Source organism: Shewanella sp., from assembly GCF_047975355.1.
Lineage (GTDB): Bacteria > Pseudomonadota > Gammaproteobacteria > Enterobacterales > Shewanellaceae > Shewanella.
The window spans coordinates 41,684-61,674 of record NZ_JBKEDJ010000078.1; the positions used below are offsets into that span (position 1 = coordinate 41,684).

Consider the following 19,991-nt stretch of genomic DNA (forward strand, 5'->3'; position numbering starts at 1 on the left):
TAAGGCTTAAATTCGCCTTGCATTCCAATACTTTGATGCCCAATAACTGTTTAGCAGGCTCGAAATTTTCACCCCTTGGCTCGTCGAGACATGGAGAAAATTATTCCCGCCCACATAAATGCCGACATGGTGCGTGCTCCAACCTGTTTTGAAAAACACTAAGTCGCCTTTACGCAGTTGATCCCGCGCCACGGGTTTGCCGAGGGCTTGCTGTTCTTCCACTGTGCGCGGCAGAGTCATGCCCAACATCTTTTGATAAGCGACCGACACAAAGGCCGAGCAATCGATGCCTTTCTTAGTGCCGCCACCTAGGCGATAGGGTACGCCGCGCCATTCGGAATGGAAATCGGCGATATTGCTATCGTTCCAAACGGAGATAGGTTCAACTTGCTTCACCACAGGCTTAGGTTCTGGCGCGCTCGCACAGGCGCCAAGACCTAAGGCCAAGATAACTATCAGTAATCGTTTCATTAGCGTAAAACTCATCGCAGGCAATTCTTGCGTAATATGGGTGCTATCAAAGCGATAACGAAAATATCGTGAAAAAACCGATGGTAACAGCCTAAGCTAATCCCAAGCTTAAAACTATAACGCCGTCCACAATAAACGAATACCCACCAGCACCATTAAAATCAAGATGATGCGTTTAAACAACCTATCGCTGATCTTATCTTGAATCGCCAACCCCAGTTTTACGCCTAACCAAGCCAGAGGCGCAAGTAATAGCGAAATCAGAATGTTGCCTTGGTTAATTTGTCCGAGCAGACTGTAGGGCACCAACTTAACCAGATTAACCACCGCAAAAAATACCACTGCCGTGGCTAAAAACTCTGGCTTGGCCAAGCGTAGCGGCAGCAAATAGGCATTGAGTGGTGGCCCGCCCGCATGGGCCACAAAGCTGGTAAAACCTGCGGTTAAGCCGCAAAGCCGCCCCACAAGTGGCGAAGGCTTTGCTTGGGTTTTATCCCCTAATATCAAGCCATAAAGACCAAAACCTAAGGAAACACAGCCTAAAATCGCCCGTAAATAATCTTCGTTTAAGCGGTCGAACAGCCAATAGGCCATGCCTATGCCCACAATCGCCGCGGGTAAAAGGATCCATAATTGGCGAGGGTTATGTTGGCCCCACCAGGAGCGAACACTTAAAAAATCCATATAAATCAGCAATGGCAACATGATTGCCGCCGCGGTTGCCGGGCTTATGGCCAGCGCTAGCAGGGGCACGGTCAGGCCACCGACGCCGCCGGCAAAACCCGATTTAGAGATCCCAGTGATCAACACCGCAGGAATCGCCACCAGCCAAAAAACAGGGTCTGTTAACATCCCTTATTCCCAATATTACGTTAAAGTCATTAAGGTCGAGCATCGAGTAACAGACCTTGAGGGTGAAACATCGCCTCGCTGCACCAGCATAAATGTTAAGTCTATCCGTGTCTAAATGAAGATAAGGAGTCGATATGAGTCAAATGCAAACGTCGCCATTTTACGGCGGCCCAAGGGAATGCCCCGTCGAAGATGGGCGGATCCAAATCCAGCAGATTGCCCCCAAAATCAGTGATGTGGGCGGGATACCCGTGGCGCGGGCGATTCCACAAAAACCGCGTCGACTCATAGGACCTTGGTGTTTTCTGGATCATATTGGCCCAGTCACCGACGGCCCCTTAATGAATGTGGGCGAGCATCCCCATATCGGCCTTCAAACCTTCACTTGGATGCTGGAGGGGGAAATCATGCACAGGGACAGCCTAGGTAGCGCCCAAGTGATCCGCCCAAAGCAGGTCAATCTGATGACCGCGGGCCATGGTATCGCCCACACCGAAGAGTCCGTCGAAGGTCATCGCACTATGCATGCGGTGCAGCTATGGATTGCGCTGCCGCTGGAGCACAAAGACACAACCCCTAGATTCGACCATTATCCCCAGCTGCCCACTTGGCAGGAGGCGGGCGCCGAATTCACCCTATTGATTGGATCGTGGAAGGATAAACAAGCGCCCACGCTGCACTTTTCACCAATCGTCGCGCTCGATATATTCGCCGCAGATGCCACTCAACTAACACTCAGGCTGGATCCGCGATTTGAATATGGCCTAATGCCACTCGAGGGCCGATTCGATATCGACGACGAGGCCTTTGATAACAATAACCTCGCTTACCTTGGCATGCTGCGCGAGAGTGTAACGCTCGAGCTTCACCCTGGCGCACGTTTACTGCTGATTGGCGGCGCGCCCCTCGCCGACACCGTCAGTATTTGGTGGAATTTCGTCGGCCACAGCAAGGAAGATATCGCCAGCGCCCAAGCCGATTGGGAGGCCAAGTCACCACGTTTTGCCACAGTGCCGGGTTATAACGGCAAACGCTTAATGCCGCCGCCCATCCCTTGGTAATCCCAGCCGTTCATGCGTTAGCGCGAGGTAATCGAGCTAGATTACCTCGCCTAATGGAGGTATTTGCAGCCACTATCTAATGCAAGTTGGTGAGCAGAACCGCCTGTCTGATGTAAATGCCAGACAAGATCCACAAGCCAAGCCCCAGAAAATTTTACGGATTTTTTACGCGCTATCCCCACAGGCCTTTGCTAGAGTAGCCTTAACTTCAGCAACGCCTTAGCCGTTATGACTATTGCAAATACAGCCTCCATCAACCAATACTGGCGCACGCATCCCGCGTTATTTACCGCCATGCTGTTAGTGATTGCTCTGCTCACTAGCTATTTGATTGATCACTTTTCAGGCTCGGCCATTGCCGTACTGCTTATCCTGCAATTAGCCGTGGTCGCCGTGGCCCTGCAATGCAGCGCCAACTACGCCTATTTTGTAGCTGTGTTTGGCGCCGTCAGCTTCAATTTTTTATTCACCACGCCGCGCTATTCGTTGCAGATGTTCAACGTCGAAGACATAGTCAATCTAAGCGTGTTTTTGCTGGTCGCCCTCACTAGCAGCAAGTTAGCCGAACATTACCGCCGCCAGCAGCAGGCACTCGAACAGGCACAGCTCAGAAATAGCATTTTGCTCTCAGTCTCCCACGATTTACGCACGCCGCTTGCGACCATTATCGGCACCTTAACCACGCTGAAGGAATACCAAGCTAAACTCAGCCCAGAGCAAAACGAGGAGCTTATCGACTCGGCCGCCGCCGAGAGTCATCGCCTGCACCAATATATTGAAAACCTCTTGCAGGCGACCAAGTTACAACATGGCGCGCTCAAATTTAGCCTAGACGAAGCCAATCTACGCGAAGTGTTACAACGCACTATTGCCCGCTTTCAAACCGCGCAACCTAGGATCCAAATTCACAGTGAGCCAGAACTTCCGCCATTAATGATTTGCAGCTCTTTGATTGAACAGGCGATTTTCAATGTGCTCGACAATGCCCTGCGCTACTCGCCCGCAGAACTGCCTGTTACGGTAAACCTGTACCGCCACCAACAGATGCTACGCATCGATATTCAAGACTTAGGACAAGGCATAGCGCCAGCCGACGCCGAGGCCATTTTCGAGCTGTTCTATCGTCAACATCCCTCGACCGATGGCGGTGCGGGATTAGGCCTAGCGGTCGCCAAAGGCATTATTACCGCCCACAGGGGCAGTATCGGCGCCGAAACTGTCGCTCAAGGCAGCCTGATCCGCATCGCCTTACCCATAACCACGGAGGCGGCATAAATGGCTTATAAGGTCTTAGTGGTGGATGATGAGCCGCAAATCCATACCTTTATGCGGATCTCACTCGAGGCGGAAGGCTTTGAATACTTAAGTGCCACCAGCATAGCCACGGCGCTTAAACAATACCAAAGCCACCAGCCGCACCTTATCGTGCTCGACCTCGGCCTGCCCGATGGCGATGGTATCGAATTGCTCCATGGGCTGCGCCAGCAGGATAAGACCCCAGTACTGGTGCTCACCGCCCGCGATCAGGAGGAAGAAAAAATCCGCCTGCTCGAGGCAGGCGCTAACGATTATCTGAGTAAGCCCTTTGGCATCAGAGAATTAATCGTGCGTATCAAGGTATTAGTCCGTGACCTTGTGGATACCTCAAGCAATGCCGATATGCTGCAATTTGGCCCGCTATCCCTACAAAAGAGCAGCCATCAATGCTGGCTCAATCAACAGGAAGTGGCGCTTACCAAAAAGGAATTTGCCCTGCTCGCCCAACTCATGTCCCACCCGGGGCAATTACTGAAACAGAGCGAACTGCTGCGCAATATCTGGGGCGAGACTCATCAGGAAGATAGCCACTACCTGCGGATTTTAGTCCGCCAACTGCGTAAAAAGCTCAACGACAGCGACGAACAACAACTGATCAAAACCGAGCCCGGCTTAGGGTATCGACTCACCGACCTCGGCCCGCCCTAGGCCAACTCGCCTCACTCTTTAGCTCAACCACAAAAGGATATGAAATGGCACATTTTACTGTCATCGGATTAGGCCGCTTCGGCGTTGCCGCGAGCCTCGAACTCATCCACTTAGGCCATACGGTTACCGGTGTCGATAGCGACCCCAAAATCGTTGAAAAATATGTAGAAAGTCTTACCGAAGCAGTGATTTGCGACTGCGCCGATGAGGTGTCGCTGCGGGAACTCGATCTGACCAACTGCGAGGCCGTGCTGGTCGCTATCGGTGAGGATATGCAGTCCAGCCTGCTGTGCACCCTGGCACTGAAAAACCTCGGCGTGCAGACGATTTGGGTCAAGGCCAGCACCAAGCCGCACCATACCATAGTGTCGAAACTCGGCGTTGCCCGCATTATTCATCCCGAAGAAGAAATGGGGATCCGTGTCGCCCAGTCGCTTAACTATCCTATGGTGAATAACTTTCTCGCCATAGGTGATGGCCTATATATTGTTGAAATCCATATTAAAGCCCATTTGCATCACACCACAGTTGGTCAACTGCTCGGGAGTTTGCAGGAACACAGCGCCGATGAGCAAACCAATGTCCCACGCAATCCTAAGGGCAAGGTGGCGGCGCTGATGGTTAAGCGTGAGGACAACGTATTTAGAAAGATTGATAGCGACTTTAGCCTACATACAGAGGATGCCCTATTCCTCTGCGGTAGCCGTGCCGAGTTAAAACAGCTCGCACCAAGGTTGGTGTAACGTGGTTCAATGGCATCCTTCGCTCACCCTAGAGCACACACCTAAAAGCGGTACAAAACTCTTTGGCGCGCCGCCCTTTATCTTAAGTGTCAGTTTTGCTCTGCTGATCTTACTTGGCACTTGCTTGCTTAAACTGCCCATCGCCACCGAGTCGCCTATTACTTGGCTGCAAAGCCTCTTTACCGTGACCTCGGCGGTGACGGTAACAGGGCTTGTGGTCGTCGATACAGGCAGTGTGTTCACGCCCTTTGGCCAAGTGATTATCGCGCTGTTAATTCAATGCGGTGGCCTAGGCTTGATGACCTTTGCCATAGTCACGCTAATAGCGCTGGGCGGTAAGATAGGTTTCTTGCAGCAAACAGTGGCGAAAGAGGCTTTTAATCAAACCGATACCTCCACCTTAGTCTCGACCGCTAAGGCCGTGCTGATGTTTTCACTATTGGTTGAAGCTGTGGGTATGCTGATTTTATCTGTCTACTGGAGCGGCGAGCTGGGCTGGCAAACCAGCCTGTTTCATGGCTTCTTTTATACCGTTAGCGCCTTTAATAACGCGGGTTTTGCCCTAAGCCCAGATAGTTTAATCCCCTATGTGGCCGACCCAGTCGTTAACCTCACCATCACAGGTTTATTTATTGTGGGCGGCCTTGGCTTTTCGGTATGGATTGACCTTAAACGCAATAAACGTTGGTCGAAACTCACCGTCTACAGCCGCATGATGATTACTGGCACCGTACTGATCAACGCCATAGCCGTGATAGCCATTTACCTGATTGAGTACAACAACCCCAACACCCTCGCGCCCTTAAGCGAGCTCGGCAAATGGTTGGCCTCTTGGTTCCAGGCCGTAACCCCGCGCACCGCAGGCTTTAACACCTTGCCCATAGACCAACTCGAGGATGGTTCCACCCTATTGATTTTAGTGCTGATGTTTATCGGCGGCGGCTCCCTCAGTACTGCCAGCGGCATTAAGGTCGTGACCTTTATGGTGCTTATTCTCACCACCTACGGCTATTTACGCCGCGATGAAGCAGTGTATGTGTTTAAGCGGGAAATCCCCAAAGACACCATTAGCAAGGCGCTCGCCTTGACGATGATCTCCATAGGCGTCACTTGGCTGGCAATATTCGCCCTCGTGCTCACCGAAAAAGCCCCGATTATGGATATCGCCTTCGAAGCCGTATCCGCCCTCGGCACCGTCGGGCTATCCCGTGGATTAACAGGCAATTTATCCAGTGCAGGCCAAGGGATTATCATCTTTATGATGTTTATGGGGCGCCTCGGCCCACTGATGTTGGCCTACTTCCTTGCCAACCCAAGGGTAAAAAAACTGCGCTATGCAGAAACCAAATTAGCGATTGGATAAGGATTGATTGGTCAGTAACACAATAAATGTAATTACAATCATAAACTTGGAACACTGAGCCATAAGGATGGTCGATTAGTGTGAGTCCGTCTAGAACAGATGGATTAACTCGCTCATTTACGGACAAAAAGAGTGTAAAGCATGGATTTGGTAGGACTGATGAAGAGGGTCAAATTTGGAACTTAGCTCTTTAAACGCTGACTGATAGGCGAGCCATGGCATTTGCTCGACGACGCGCAGCAAGTCCATCCGTGGATGCTCGACCGCCCCGTCCGTGGTGCGGACGGTCGTCTCGCTAATCACCATGGATCACCTCTTTAGCATCGGCGTAACCTGTTCGTTTTGAAAGAAGATTAGTAACTCGTTTAGGGACAAAAGCGTGATAGACCCTTAGCTCTACTCGTCACTTTCGGGTTTTAAGCTAAGGGGCTGGCTTTACGATTTGAGCGCCTTGTTAGGGGCAACTACCTCGGGGAACCCCAAGTCTTTATACAGAGCACTCATAACGATATTTACATGTTCAGCTATGAGGTTGTATAGCGATTCAGCGTTGAGTTCTTGTGGGTCATTTCCAGAACACAACCATAATTCAAGATTAAAGCCTAAACCCATTTTATTGAATAATTTATGAAATTCTTCACGTACATCAGGGCTAAGAAATAACTCCCTTTCCTCCATCGCTCTGACGAGTAGCTCATGGTGTTGAAGTAAGGAAATACGCTCTGATTTTGGTAATGAATCGGGTCTAGGCTCAAACTCGGATCTTTCACCGTACTCAGCTGAGTTTGCATGACAGTAACGACGCAAGCCAAGTAATTTGCTGCTTAATAATTTAAATGCTTCTAGTCGTTCCGCATGAAGAATATCTGAGCGCTTTTGTTCGGCTTTGAATAGCTCTAGAAATTTGTCATATTCATGGCGGATAGATGTATCAATTCGTGTTTTTAGCCACCAGCCGAGTACGGTTGCAGTGCCCCCAACTATTGCAGAAACGGAAAATAAGTCTGTTAGGTTCATTTGATATCCTTGCTGTAGTCCCTAACGCCCGCCTAAGGGGCTGGCAACGCATTACATTAAACTCAAACACAACAACCATAACCACCGCGGCTCAATGGGACTGGAAACGCCACGCGTTGACAGTCCCTCTTGAGGCGTTTGTTATAACCGTGCTAAAGCAACAACTGTGAGGCCTCAAGCACATGCTGCTGTGCACTTTTATTATTACTTAACAAAGCTAACTGTCCCGCAGCTAAAAGCCCATAATTATTTGCAAAGGAAAGAATATCGCTAACAAAATCATCCGTATAATTTGGCTCAATACTTGAACCAGAAACTCGTCTGGCAATTTGCGCAGGGCCAGAGTGTGTATAGTTATTTAAACTATCCCAAATATGTTTTTTAGCGTTTGATAAACCCGAGACATTACCATCCCGACTTTCTTCAATATCAGCTATCAATGTGCTGAATGTTTTCTTGAACTTATCTCGTCTTAATTTTTCTATGTCTTCAGATGATGCACAATATTGAAACCAAAGTCCCTTTACATAACTTTCAAACAAGCATCTAAGTAAGGAGCTAGCAGAACCATATAGCTTTAAATCTATTAGCATTAAAATAGATCTATAGTGTTCCATACAGATTGAAAAGTAAGACGATGCAACCATAACTTTTTCAGTTCTAGGTAATTTAATCTCATTTAAGCCTGACTCTAACTTAATCAAAACCTCTCTCGAAAGTTGCATATTTACTCCTAGGTTATAACGCCGCGTTCACCGGCTTGTCCGGTGCAACGCCTTGTTATCTTTATTGGGGCTGATTTTCTTTAGGTTTTTATAAAATTCAGCGACTTCGCTCAGGCCAGAATCTTCAAGTCCGGAAACTGATTTCTTATCGGTTACGATCTCTACCATTCGGTTGTAGCGCTCTCTCATCCATAAATATTTCACTCTTAAATCAGCTTTCCCATGATGACTGGAGCCCATTAAACCCTTTCGGATAATGTCACCTAGGAGCTCAATATATTCTGGGAAATCGTATTCTGGATCATCTAATTCAGTACGAGCTTTAAAAAAATAGTCTATGTAGTACATCCCGTCCGAATCTTGCTCTAAAAGAGATTCTACATACTTCATTTCATCATCGGACGAGTGCCGGGATGGCTTGTTTCTTGCCGCAACATCAATAACATCTCGATCTAGAATTATTCGAGGGTACATAGCAGCTTTTGATTCCAACGTGTACGCTTCAACTAACGCGGGACCGAAAAGGTAATCATCTGTATGGATGAACTTTCCTATTGCCACTGCACCTCGGCATAGAATCTTTCGGTAGACTAAGCGCATTATCAGATGCTTGATATCAAGTAATGTGGAAAAAACTTGACTTTCTTCACCAACCTCAAATGAGACGACAATGGAATCAGAGAATATTGACACCTTTCTAGATGTTGGCTTTGAGAGCGAATCGTATATCTCATCGATCTCCCAGACATCCTTTATCGTTTCATAGGCCTTTATTAACGCGTCAATATTTTCTTCGTTGTCGCTGCCATCCTTTCTTGTAGTCTCGTTTAAAAGAGACTTAAACCCTAGGATGTCTATGAACGCAACAACTCTATTTTCATACTTCATAGTTCAACTCTAAAAGATAACATTTTATTCGTGCGCATGCGCGTTTACCTCGTTGGACCAGTAAAAACGAGCACAGTTAACTATCTGTATCCAAAGAACTTATCAGCTTTCTACCAAATTCACCATCAGGAAAAAGGCGCATGCGCGTTTTCCAAACCTATTAACTAAAATTCAGTTACTATATTCACCTGATTTTATAGAGTTTTGTTTATTGCGGATGGAATTAGTGCGCACTGATTTTGTCTGGAAATCATACCAAAACACCTAAATTTAAATATGACTGTATACCCATACATTATTAGCCACTTCGCGGTAGGGCCAAACATAGGTAACTAGATGAGAATTTGTATGGCAACAAGAGTAGGTATTTTCGATTGAGATAACGAGCCGAAACACACTTTGGGGCAAAAGCCTTTAGCCAGATGAACAGTTCAATGGTCGTTAAAATTCCCATTGTTGCAACAGTGGCCGTTGGTGGCATTGCCGCTCTTTCACATCTGACCCATAGGGATATGGGAAATACCACTATGATGTCGGGAACATCATCGGCCATGTGAACGCGGCATTTACACTTCCATGTATTGCAGATGCCGCCGTCGAGCCTATAGGGATACTTCTTGTAAAATAAAGGGGCGGCGTGTCACTGGGAAAGCATTGACAATGTATACTACGCTAATTGCCTTGAATTGTTATGTGCAGAAAACAAACCTAAATTTACGTATTCCACCGCGCTAACTGAGAATTTCCCAATATAAATTCGATCTCATTTTGCGACAGTACATTTGCATCTTCAGATTCAAGCACTTTAATATCTAAATGACATCCCATATTGGCACAAAAGAACTGTACTATTTTCAATCTAAAACTAGTAAGTTCATTTACTTCCAACTCTTTGCTTGCGCTACTTAGCAACTTGAGAGCATCAACTCTTATACGGACGTATTCTTCATCAACCCAATGTTCATCTGAGTCATCCTTAAAATTGTTATCACAAGCGATTTCTAGTTCATTTAATTTTTCTAAATATTTCTTCAAACTTTATTGTTCCCAAACAGACTAAACTGCTTGTCCAGCGGCCACACCAGATGCCCAGGCCCATTGAAAATTAAACCCACCTAGCCAACCGCTAACATCCATCACTTCACCGATAAAAAACAGGCCGGGGACTTTAATGGCTTCCATTGTTTTGGAGGACAGTTCATGGGTATCCACGCCGCCTAGGGTCACTTCGGCGGTGCGATAACCTTCGGTGCCATTCATTAGTACTGTCCAGCGATGTAGATCGTCGACTAACTTGGCACGCTCTGCATGAACCAGCTGATTTAAGGCTTTGTTGAGTAAAGCCTCATCGAATAACACTTCCACCAGCCGCTTAGGTAACCACTGGCTTAAGGTATTACGCAGACTCTGTTTAGGATGTGCGGCCAGTTGTTGCTCTATGGCCTGTGCGGCATCCATATTGGGTAAAAGATTGATTTCTATGGTTTCGCCCGCTTTCCAATAGTTGGAAATCTGCAAAATAGCGGGGCCAGATAAGCCTCTATGGGTAAAGAGCAAGGCTTCGCTAAAGGCGGTGCCATCTTTGGCAGTAATACGGCTCGGTACGGCAATGCCCGATAGCGGTTCGAAACGAATTTTATCTTCGCTGTGCCAAGTAAAAGGCACCAACCCCGCGTGGGTTGGCAACACCTTAAGCCCAAACTGCTCGGCCAATTGATAGCCGTAGGGCGTGGCGCCGAGTTTTGGCATGGATAAACCGCCGGTGGCGATCACTAAGGAGTCGCAACTTAACTCGCCATTGGAGGTGTTTAGCTCAAAGCGGCCAGCCTCGGTTTTGCTCACCGCCAGAATATCGGTGCGAAGTTTAATGCTCACGCCCGCCCACTCACATTCGGTCAGCAGCATAGTGACTATCTCTTTGGCCGAGTCATTACAGAACAGCTGACCATGGTCGCGCTCGTGGTATTCAATGCCGTGGCGTTCAACCAGTTCGATAAACTGCTGTGACGGATAACGTGCCAATGCGGATTTGACAAAGTGCGGGTTGCCACAGATAAAGTTGGCGGGTTCGACTTTCAGGTTGGTAAAGTTACAACGGCCGCCACCGCTGATAAGGATTTTACGCCCAGCCTGCTTGGCATTATCGAGTACCAGTACATCACGACCTCGGTAACCCGCTGTTGCAGCACACATTAATCCTGCGGCGCCGGCTCCGATAATAATTACATCATGATGTTTCACACTCATACTCCAGTCGATAAATTAATTTGGCTATTGCCTATCACCCCAAATAGTTCAAAGACTGAGTTACAGTATTGGTCTTCGATATTGGGGTAGATATTTCGCGTTCAGCATCCAACCTTAATGGATACAGCCAATGCCCGACTGCTGCCAGTCACATTAAGGCGATGGCGATCGGACATAAAAAAGGGCGCTATTTTAGCACCCTTTATTTTATTCAGCATCATCACGGCTCGCGCTTTATTGCGCTGGCGTTTCTGATTTCTTTTCTCTGCTGAGCAGTTCTTTAGCGGCATCCAAGGGCGCTTTGCCTTGGTATAACACTTGGTAGATTTGCTCGGTGATCGGCATTTCGACGCCCATGCGCTTCGCTAGGGTAAACACTTCTTTAGTATTGCGATAACCTTCAACCACTTGGCCGATTTCGGCCTGGGCGGTATCCACATCGCAGCCTTTACCTAAGGCTAAACCAAAGCGGCGGTTTCGGGATTGGTTGTCGGTACAAGTCAACACTAGGTCGCCTAATCCAGCCATGCCCATAAAGGTGGCAGTGCTAGCACCTAAGGCTTCGCCTAAGCGGGTTAACTCGACTAAACCGCGGGTGATTAACGCCGTTCTGGCGTTGGCACCAAAGCCAATACCGTCTGACATGCCCGCGCCAATCGCGATAACGTTCTTCACCGCGCCGCCTAATTGCAGGCCGATAAAGTCGTCGTTAGCGTAAACGCGTAAACGTTTAGGGCTGTGCAGCAATTCCACTAGCTCAGCGGTAAATTTAGGACAAGTGCCCGCAACCGAAATCGCCGTAGGTAAACCCATGGCTAATTCCTTCGCGAACGTCGGTCCTGACAATACCGCCAGCGGATATTGCTCGCCTAACACATCACGGGCCACATCTTGCAGCAAACGTCCGGTTTCAGGCTCGAGTCCTTTGGTCGCCCATACGATGCGAGCATCTTGGCGTAGCAAAGGTTTCGCTTGGGCCAATACCGAGCCAAACACATGGCTAGGTACCACAACCAGCACATTATTGCTGGCCGCTAAGGCTTTGGCTAAGTCGGCTTCGATATGTAAACACTCGGGGAAGGCAATACCAGGCAGGAATGCTTGGTTGCATTTGTCCTGAGCGAGCGTTTGCATATGGGCAGGATCGTGCCCCCACAACAAGGTCTTATGACCATTGCTGGCTAAAGAGATGGCAAGGGCGGTGCCATAAGAGCCCGCCCCTAACACCGTGATATCGGCAGAGTTTTTCATGTAATTAAGCGTTAGCTTCTTCGGCTGCTGGTGCAGCTGCTGCGGCTTGACGTTGTTGCACGTATTGTGCAAACAGAGCGTCGAAGTTTACTGGTGCTAAGTTCAGTTGTGGGAAAGTACCACGACCCACTAAGCTACCTACAGCTTCACGCGCATATGGGAATAGGATGTTAGGGCAGTATGCACCTAATGAGTGAGCCAGTTGTGGCTCAGTCAGACCTGCGATTGAGAAGATACCCGCTTGTTGTACTTCACACAGGAATGCAGTTTCGCCAGCGTTTTGTGCAGTCACAGTCAAAGACAGAACTACTTCGTATACGTCATCGGCTAATTTAGCGCTGCGAGTGTCTAAATCTAACTTAACTTCTGGATTCCATTCTTTTTGGAATACAGCTGGGCTGTTAGGTGTTTCGAAAGAAACATCTTTAGTGTAAACACGTTGGATGTTGAATTGTGGGGCTTGTTGTTCGTTGTTTGCTACTTCAGCCATAATTTCCTACCTATCCTATTAATGTTATGCCAACACTTATCTGGTTGGCTTTTTTGTCTATTTAGCTGGGCTTATGCTTTGATGCCTGAATGAGATCTCAGTACCGTCCCAACGTTCCCTTAACGGGGTACTTTTGAAGTCAATCTAAATACTTAATTTAAGCCCTTAGTGACCACAGGATTAGTATGCCAAACAATGATGACGCAACTGCTGCACAATCAATTAACTATGCAGCACAGCGCATAACTGCCGCCGACAACTTATCTTTTGCTTTTTGAAACAGGCATATTCGCTGCCTGCCATTCACCCATACCACCTTTCAAGTTATACAGGTTTTCAAAACCTTGTTTACTCAAAAGCTGAGCCGCTTGAGACGAGGTCATGCCAGCATTGCATACCAGTATAATGGGACTGCCTTTGAACTTTTCAAGGGCTGAAACCTGATTATTTTTGATATCCGCGAGCGTAACGTTAACTGCATCAACAATATGGCCCTTACGAAACTCGTCATTTGAACGCACATCCACGACTTTAGCGTCTTGTCTGTTCACCATGTTGGTGAGTTCTTGATGAGTGACATTTTTGATTTTAGAGAAGCTCGATTTGATCACACTGACCACAAGCATTACAAACAAACCCACCCAAGCCAGACTTAGCAGAGTGTGAGCCTTAAAAAATTCGATATATTCTTGCATGGTTACAGCCCGTATAAATGGCGAAAAATTCGATAAGGGCACAGAGTATACCCATTGCCTTGGCAGATTGCAGCAGTTTAGTCACAGTTCTAGAACACAGCTCAGCCCTTGCGCCATCTCGCTTCTCTTGGCGCTCACAGAATCTGCTCAAATAGCGATTCGATGACCTTAATCTAGGTAAAGCGCTTTTTCGTACCCCGCTTACGTAGTAATATTTAACCAATTTCAGATTTCTTTAGCTTCCTTAAACTTTAAAGGTATCACCATGACGACAACTAAACGTCCAATCGCGTTGTTGATCCTCGATGGCTGGGGTTACCGTGAAAATACGCATATGAATGCGATTTACCACGCCAACACACCAGTACTCGACCGTCTCAACGCCCAATATGCCCATGGTTTAATTTCTGGCTCAGGCTTAGATGTAGGCTTGCCCGATGGGCAGATGGGGAACTCTGAAGTAGGCCATATCAACTTAGGTTCTGGCCGAATCGTTTACCAAGAACTGACCCGCATTAGTAAAGCCATTGCAGATCATGAGTTTGAACAAAACCCAGCCCTTTGTGATGCCGTCGATGCAGCAGTCAAAGCCAGTGGTGCAGTGCACATTATGGGTCTGCTCTCTCCCGGTGGCGTACACAGCCATGAAGAGCATATCGAAGCCATGTGCCGTATGGCCGTAGCGCGCGGTGCCACTAAAGTGTATTTACATGCCTTCTTAGATGGTCGCGATACCCCACCTCGCAGCGCCAAAGGCAGCCTAAGCCACTTTGATGATCTGTTTACTACATTGGGCCATGGCCGTATCGCCTCGATTATTGGTCGTTACTTTGCTATGGACCGTGATAACCGTTGGGACCGCGTGTCTCAGGCTTACGATCTTATCACCCAAGGCAAGGCGAAGTTCCAATACGATAACGCCGTGACCGCGTTAGAAGCCGCTTATGGCCGTGATGAAAACGATGAGTTTGTGTCGTCTTCTGCCATTACCGACAGTGAAGGAAAGGTTGCCAGCTTGAACGATGGCGACGCGCTGATTTTCATGAACTTCCGCGCCGACCGTGCTCGTCAAATCACCCGCAGCTTTATCAATGCCGATTTCGACGGTTTTGAACGTGCGGTGATGCCAAAGGTTAACTTTGTAACACTGACCGAATACGCGGCTGATATCAAAGCGCCTATCGCTTATCCTTCTGAAAACCTAGTGAATACCTTAGGTGAAGTGCTGCAAAATCGTGGCCGTACTCAGTTACGTATCTCTGAAACTGAAAAATACGCCCATGTGACCTTCTTCTTCAACGGCGGTAAGGAAGAGCCATTCAACGGTGAAGATCGCATCCTGATCAACTCACCTAAAGTGGCAACCTACGACTTACAACCTGAGATGAGCTCAACAGAGCTGACGGATAAGTTAGTCGCGGCGATTGAATCCGCTAAATACGATGTGATTATCTGTAACTACCCCAACGGTGATATGGTGGGTCATACTGGCAACTTCGATGCGGCGGTTAAAGCCTGCGAAGCTGTCGATGCCTGTATCGGCCGCGTAGTCGACGCACTGGCGAAAGTAGGCGGCGAATGTATTATTACCGCCGACCATGGCAACGCCGAGCAGATGACCGACGAAACTACTGGCCAAGCCCATACAGCGCATACCAGTGAACTCGTACCCTTTGTGTTTGTTGGCCGTGACGCCACCATAGATGAAGGCGGTAAACTGAGCGATGTCGCCCCAACGATTCTGCACCTGATGGGTGAAACCATTCCTGCAGAGATGACGGGTAAGCCCTTAATCCACGTAAAAGAGTAGTTGTTACCTAGTGAGCACTCGACTCCCCGTTAAAGCCAGCATTATTGCTGGCTTTATGATGTTATCTTTCTCGGTCTACGCTTCTGATTTGGAGAAGCGTCAGTCCGAGTTGAAATCCATCCAAGCGCAGATAAACCAACAACAAAGCGCGCTCAAAAACACCAGTAAACAGCGGGAAAAGTTGCTCGCTCTGCTGCGTAGCGATGAAGAGGCTATTGCGGCTGCAGCCAAAAAGGTCAATAGCACCAAAAACAGTTTGGCGCAGATTGATACTAAGCTCGCCGAACTCAAACAGCGCCAGGAAGAGTTAGAAACCCTCAAGGTCAGCCAGCAAAAAACGCTCTCAAAACAACTCTCGAGCGCCTATCTTGCCGGTAACCACGATTACACTAAGATGATGCTGAATCAACAGAGTCCCGCCACGATTGAGCGGATGTTGGCCTATTACCAATACCTCAACAAGGCACGCATGAACTCGATTAACGAGTTAAAAAAAACCATCACCGAACTAGATGAAATTAAAGTCTCGCAAACCAGCAAGCAAAAACAATTAACTAAGCTGATGGCCGAGCAACAAGTGCAATCTAAGCGCTTGAACCAAGAACAAGATCAACGCCAGCTAACCCTAAAAGAATTACAGCGCACCCTGAATACCAAGGGCGCCGAACTCGAACAACTGCAAATTGAAGAGGCCAGCTTAAAACGGGTGGTAGAACAAGCGCTCAAGGCGATGCGTGACAACCCCTCGATGGAAGGCTTCGATAAACAAGGCGGCAAACTCAAGTGGCCGACTAAAGGCCGTGTCAGTGCCAGCTTTGGCAGCCCGAGATCCGGCCAAGTGGTGTGGAAAGGCACTATGCTTTCAGCACCAGAAGGACAAAATATTCGCGCGGTTTCTGGCGGTAAGGTCATCTATGCCGACTGGCTTAAAGGCTTCGGTATGGTGATGGTGATAGACCATGGTAAAGGTTATATGAGCCTCTACGGCCATGCGCAGGCCCTGTTAAAAAGCCCTGGGGAAATGGTCAAAACCGGTGAAGCAATTGCTTTAGTCGGACGTTCGGGTGGACAGACAGAGCCTGGCCTATACTTTGAAATAAGGTATAAGGGGCAAGCCGTCGATCCAGCCAAGTACTGTCGTTAATTAGTACTGTCGTTGAGATGGCCGTCCCCATTAACACAGGGGACGGCTATGAAACATCTAATCCGCAATATCGTCTGCCTTGGACTCGGCCTAAGCCTAGGCCTGTCCATTAGCCTCTCCGGCCAAGAGAATGCCAAGTCATATCAGAGTGACTTCGACTACCCGCTATTGCAGGATGTATTGGAAACGGTCGAAACCTATTATGTTAAAACCGTTTCCAAGGATGAGCTAGTACAAGCCGCCATTAAGGGGATTTTTGAGCACTTAGATCCCTATTCCAGCTTTTTAAATCACCAAGAATTACTCGACTTAAAAGACTCAAATCGCGGCGAATACTTCGGCTTTGGCTTTGAAGTCGCCAGCGATAAAGACCATATCAGTATTATTGCTCCCTTCGCCAATTCCCCCGCCGAACAGGCCGGTATCCAAGCGGGCGATATCATTATCAAGCTGAATAACACACCAACTACCGAAACCAATCTTGCGGAAATATTGAACCAAATCAAACAACATAGTTTGAGTAATCAGAGTATTCAACTCACCCTGAAGCACCATAATGATGACGCTCAGTTCGAGGTGTCACTCAAACCTAGCACTATCACCATTCAATCTGTCACTAGTAAATTGCTGGATGGTAATATCGGCTACATTAGGCTCAGTAGCTTTCAAGAGAACTCCACCGAGGATATGGTGCGCAGTTTAAGCCAGTGGCAAAGCGCGCATCTCACGGGTTTGATATTAGATTTAAGGAATAATCCCGGCGGCTTGCTGGATCAGGCAATCAAAATTGCCGATCTGTTTTTAGCGAAGGGCCGAATCGTCTCAACCTCTGGCCGCTTCTTCGATGCCAATTCCGACTATTACGCCTCACCACAAACCATGCTAACCAATGTGCCTATGTTAGTGCTGATCAACAAGGGCTCGGCCTCCGCCTCCGAAGTGCTCGCCGCGGCCCTACAGGAAAATGGCCGCGCCAAACTGCTCGGCGAAACTAGCTTTGGCAAAGGCACAGTGCAAAGCCTGATCCCCATACTGAACGACGGCAATGCCATCAAGCTCACCATCGCCCAGTACAACACGCCCAGAGGGGAAAACATTCACGATATCGGCATAGTGCCCGACATTAAAGTTGCAACCGAAACTGGCTCCAATCAAAAGAATATGGCTATAATCGACGCCATCTCAGCACGAACCGATGTCAGCCAAGACAGCCTAGTCACCTCGGCAATCGCTTGGATGCAACATCATGACTAATAAGAAGAAATAGTGCGTCTATTTTACATATTGGCCCTTGGGGCTCTGAGCATTGCGCCAAGCAATGCGGCCCAAATCGCCTTGATAATCGATGATATTGGCTATCGCTACACCGACGAAGCCGTGCTGTCACTCCCAAGCGCAGTCACCTTGTCGGTACTGCCACATACGCCGCTCAGCAATAAATTAGCCAAAGCCGCACACGCCAAAGGCCACGAGATTATGCTGCACTTACCAATGCAGGCACTCAATGGTAAAGCCTTAGGTGTTGGTGGTTTAACTAATAATATGAGCGAAGCACAGATACGTAGCAGTGTACTTGCAGCCATCGCCAGTGTGCCCTTTGCTAAAGGCGCCAACAATCATATGGGAAGCCTGCTAACGCAGCTCGATGATCCTATGTTGTGGGTGATGGAAACGCTAAAGCAGAAGCAGCTCTACTTTGTCGATAGCATGACCACCAAATTCACTAAGGCAGGAGATAAAGCTGATTTACTCGGCGTGCCACTGCTACGACGCCAACTCTTTCTCGATAATGACGTCAGTGGCGCAGCATTGGAAAAACAGTTTAATTTGATGATAAGTCAGGCTCACTCGCAAGGCAGTCTCGTAGCTATCGCCCATCCTTACCCAGAAACCATTCACTTCTTAAAAACGAACTTAGCGCGCCTAAAGGCGGAAGGGATTGAGCTAGTGCCGACGTCAAGCTTGTTGCCCATCGAACTAGCCCATGAGAAAGGCACTAATCCAATTGTAAGACAGAAATAGTCATGTCTGGCAGCAGAGCCAACAGCTCATTTCGATTACTGACAATGTCCTGCAGGCTGTATTGATCGAGTACGTTTAAATACGCCTCAACGGCTTGAGCTAACACGCCCTTCAACTGGCAGGCGGGAGTGAAACGGCAATAGGGTTTGCTGCAATCAATCGGTGCCAGAGAGTTCTCTAACGCACGGATCAGCTGACCAAGATTAATCTCACTCGCCGGTTTACCTAAACGAAATCCGCCCATTTTACCGCGTATGGTTTCCAGATAACCTAATTTGCCTAAGTGATGCACAATCTTCGAGACATGATTTGGCGACAAATCAAATACCTCGGTAATCTCTGCGATCCTAAATAGGGTTGTTCTATCGGGCTGAACCGCCAGATACATCAGCGTGCGAACACCAAAGTCGGTATAGCGTGTTAACTGCATAATTCACCTGTCAGCAATAAACTATTGAGATGTTTGAGTTTCAAGGTTTGTGATCAACCAGAGCGCCTCTTCATTAGAATGTCCACAGACATCTAAAGAGGCGTCAAAATCACTACAAACCGCGGGACGATCAGGCGAGCCGAAAATCAAACATAAATTATCATCACTGAGCTGCACACAGCGCTCCCCAGCCGCCTTACCATTTGGCATACCTGGGATCCCACTGCTAATAGAAGGTGCAATACAACAAGCACCGCAGCCTAAACGACAATTCATTTTATTACTCGTAAAAGTTGGTAGACATTATAACGTTTAATTGATGTGAAGGCAGAAGCACAGTTCAATACTGCCAAGTGGCGCACAACCGCATTCCCACAAATGAAAAACTCACCAGTCTCACCATAAAAATGAGCAGTTTATCATAAACAAATCGCTAAGCTCTTTTAATCAAAAACAAGCAGATAACGACTCGCCAAAAGTAAGCCGTTATCAGTGACAGCCCAGTCAACGAATTAGTTGCAAGCAGAAATAGACAAAACGGCATAACGAAAAAAGCCTCTGCATTACTGCAGAGGCTTATCTCTTAATGTTGGCGGAGCGGACGGGACTCGAACCCGCGACCCCCGGCGTGACAGGCCGGTATTCTAACCAACTGAACTACCGCTCCTTTAACTTAACGTTCGCACATTAAGCTAAATTAGGCGCTTGGCGATGACCTACTCTCACATGGGGAGACCCCACACTACCATCGGCGCGATTGCGTTTCACTTCTGAGTTCGGGATGGGATCAGGTGGGACCACAATGCTATTGTCACCA

Annotated in this window: 22 protein-coding genes, 1 tRNA gene and 1 rRNA gene; 10 read left to right on the forward strand and 14 right to left on the reverse strand. The window is 48.1% G+C overall.

Annotated elements, in window-relative coordinates; translation table 11 throughout:
- Positions 1-6: 6 nt before the first annotated feature.
- Positions 7-471 carry an NlpC/P60 family protein gene (locus tag ACK5NH_RS18065; protein WP_374905379.1) on the reverse strand — a complete coding sequence of 155 codons (465 nt, stop codon included), beginning with the start codon at positions 469-471 and terminating at the stop codon, positions 7-9.
- A 114-nt stretch (positions 472-585) separates the two neighbouring features.
- A complete protein-coding gene (locus ACK5NH_RS18070) occupies positions 586-1,323 on the reverse strand; it encodes a sulfite exporter TauE/SafE family protein (RefSeq protein WP_011620895.1) in 738 nt (245 codons plus the stop codon).
- A 134-nt stretch (positions 1,324-1,457) separates the two neighbouring features.
- On the opposite strand from ACK5NH_RS18070, the gene ACK5NH_RS18075 reads away from it, so the two are divergent.
- The 5 genes from ACK5NH_RS18075 to ACK5NH_RS18095 all read left to right on the forward strand — a co-directional run bounded on the left by ACK5NH_RS18075 (position 1,458) and on the right by ACK5NH_RS18095 (position 6,455).
- A complete protein-coding gene (locus ACK5NH_RS18075) occupies positions 1,458-2,384 on the forward strand; it encodes a pirin family protein (protein ID WP_416922298.1) in 927 nt (308 codons plus the stop codon).
- Between the two features lie 228 nt (positions 2,385-2,612).
- Complete coding sequence (locus ACK5NH_RS18080) at positions 2,613-3,659, forward strand: DUF4118 domain-containing protein (protein WP_416922301.1); 1,047 nt, start codon at positions 2,613-2,615, stop codon at positions 3,657-3,659.
- Positions 3,660-4,349 (forward strand): response regulator transcription factor, encoded by a 690-nt coding sequence (locus ACK5NH_RS18085; protein WP_416922303.1) that lies wholly within the window; start codon positions 3,660-3,662, stop codon positions 4,347-4,349.
- Positions 4,350-4,393: 44 nt separating this feature from the next.
- Positions 4,394-5,092: a potassium channel family protein gene (locus ACK5NH_RS18090; RefSeq protein WP_416922305.1), complete on the forward strand. Its 699-nt coding sequence runs from the start codon at positions 4,394-4,396 to the stop codon at positions 5,090-5,092.
- 1 nt (position 5,093) lies between these two features.
- Positions 5,094-6,455 (forward strand): TrkH family potassium uptake protein, encoded by a 1,362-nt coding sequence (locus tag ACK5NH_RS18095; protein ID WP_416922307.1) that lies wholly within the window; start codon positions 5,094-5,096, stop codon positions 6,453-6,455.
- Between the two features lie 435 nt (positions 6,456-6,890).
- Here the strand turns inward: ACK5NH_RS18095 and ACK5NH_RS18100 are convergent, their stop codons facing one another.
- The 3 genes from ACK5NH_RS18100 to ACK5NH_RS18110 form a co-directional block, all read right to left on the reverse strand.
- Entirely contained in the window at positions 6,891-7,472 is a 582-nt protein-coding gene (locus tag ACK5NH_RS18100) for a hypothetical protein (RefSeq protein WP_416922309.1), read from the reverse strand.
- Positions 7,473-7,624: 152 nt separating this feature from the next.
- A complete protein-coding gene (locus ACK5NH_RS18105; protein WP_416922311.1) occupies positions 7,625-8,197 on the reverse strand; it encodes a DUF6988 family protein in 573 nt (190 codons plus the stop codon).
- 27 nt (positions 8,198-8,224) lie between these two features.
- On the reverse strand, positions 8,225-9,085 hold the full coding sequence (locus ACK5NH_RS18110) for a hypothetical protein (RefSeq protein WP_416922313.1): 861 nt from the start codon (positions 9,083-9,085) through the stop codon (positions 8,225-8,227).
- Positions 9,086-9,507: 422 nt separating this feature from the next.
- On the opposite strand from ACK5NH_RS18110, the gene ACK5NH_RS18115 reads away from it, so the two are divergent.
- Positions 9,508-9,642, forward strand: a complete 135-nt coding sequence (locus ACK5NH_RS18115) for a hypothetical protein (protein WP_416922315.1) — start codon at positions 9,508-9,510, stop codon at positions 9,640-9,642.
- Positions 9,643-9,799: 157 nt separating this feature from the next.
- Here ACK5NH_RS18115 and ACK5NH_RS18120 read toward each other — a convergent pair whose 3' ends face one another.
- From ACK5NH_RS18120 to ACK5NH_RS18140, 5 genes are all read right to left on the reverse strand, one after another.
- Positions 9,800-10,120 carry a hypothetical protein gene (locus ACK5NH_RS18120; RefSeq protein WP_416922317.1) on the reverse strand — a complete coding sequence of 107 codons (321 nt, stop codon included), beginning with the start codon at positions 10,118-10,120 and terminating at the stop codon, positions 9,800-9,802.
- 21 nt (positions 10,121-10,141) lie between these two features.
- Positions 10,142-11,326, reverse strand: a complete 1,185-nt coding sequence (locus ACK5NH_RS18125; protein ID WP_011715342.1) for an NAD(P)/FAD-dependent oxidoreductase — start codon at positions 11,324-11,326, stop codon at positions 10,142-10,144.
- A gap of 240 nt (positions 11,327-11,566) precedes the next feature.
- A complete protein-coding gene (gpsA, locus tag ACK5NH_RS18130; RefSeq protein WP_011620883.1) occupies positions 11,567-12,583 on the reverse strand; it encodes an NAD(P)H-dependent glycerol-3-phosphate dehydrogenase in 1,017 nt (338 codons plus the stop codon).
- A 4-nt stretch (positions 12,584-12,587) separates the two neighbouring features.
- Positions 12,588-13,073 carry a protein-export chaperone SecB gene (gene secB, locus ACK5NH_RS18135; RefSeq protein ID WP_011620882.1) on the reverse strand — a complete coding sequence of 162 codons (486 nt, stop codon included), beginning with the start codon at positions 13,071-13,073 and terminating at the stop codon, positions 12,588-12,590.
- 260 nt (positions 13,074-13,333) lie between these two features.
- Complete coding sequence (locus tag ACK5NH_RS18140; protein ID WP_416922320.1) at positions 13,334-13,768, reverse strand: rhodanese-like domain-containing protein; 435 nt, start codon at positions 13,766-13,768, stop codon at positions 13,334-13,336.
- Between the two features lie 265 nt (positions 13,769-14,033).
- Between ACK5NH_RS18140 and gpmM the strand changes: the two genes are divergently transcribed.
- The 4 genes from gpmM to ACK5NH_RS18160 are packed head-to-tail and all read left to right on the forward strand — an operon-like array spanning position 14,034 to position 18,744.
- A complete protein-coding gene (gpmM, locus tag ACK5NH_RS18145) occupies positions 14,034-15,578 on the forward strand; it encodes a 2,3-bisphosphoglycerate-independent phosphoglycerate mutase (RefSeq protein ID WP_416922322.1) in 1,545 nt (514 codons plus the stop codon).
- A 10-nt stretch (positions 15,579-15,588) separates the two neighbouring features.
- A complete protein-coding gene (locus ACK5NH_RS18150) occupies positions 15,589-16,722 on the forward strand; it encodes a murein hydrolase activator EnvC family protein (RefSeq protein ID WP_374910530.1) in 1,134 nt (377 codons plus the stop codon).
- Between the two features lie 48 nt (positions 16,723-16,770).
- The gene (locus ACK5NH_RS18155) at positions 16,771-17,976 is read left to right on the forward strand and encodes a S41 family peptidase (protein WP_416922324.1); all 1,206 of its coding nucleotides are present in this window, start codon (positions 16,771-16,773) and stop codon (positions 17,974-17,976) included.
- A 12-nt stretch (positions 17,977-17,988) separates the two neighbouring features.
- Positions 17,989-18,744, forward strand: coding sequence for a divergent polysaccharide deacetylase family protein (locus ACK5NH_RS18160; RefSeq protein WP_416922326.1), 756 nt, complete (start codon positions 17,989-17,991; stop codon positions 18,742-18,744).
- Here ACK5NH_RS18160 and ACK5NH_RS18165 read toward each other — a convergent pair.
- From ACK5NH_RS18165 to rrf, 4 genes are all read right to left on the reverse strand, one after another.
- Complete coding sequence (locus ACK5NH_RS18165) at positions 18,719-19,174, reverse strand: Rrf2 family transcriptional regulator (RefSeq protein WP_011620877.1); 456 nt, start codon at positions 19,172-19,174, stop codon at positions 18,719-18,721. The two genes, ACK5NH_RS18160 and ACK5NH_RS18165, sit on opposite strands and share 26 nt — an antisense overlap.
- A 21-nt stretch (positions 19,175-19,195) precedes the next feature.
- Entirely contained in the window at positions 19,196-19,450 is a 255-nt protein-coding gene (locus ACK5NH_RS18170) for a YkgJ family cysteine cluster protein (RefSeq protein ID WP_011715336.1), read from the reverse strand.
- A 314-nt stretch (positions 19,451-19,764) separates the two neighbouring features.
- Positions 19,765-19,841: transfer RNA gene (locus ACK5NH_RS18175), tRNA-Asp, on the reverse strand.
- 36 nt (positions 19,842-19,877) lie between these two features.
- Positions 19,878-19,991, reverse strand: a 5S ribosomal RNA gene (rrf, locus tag ACK5NH_RS18180); the annotation flags it as partial.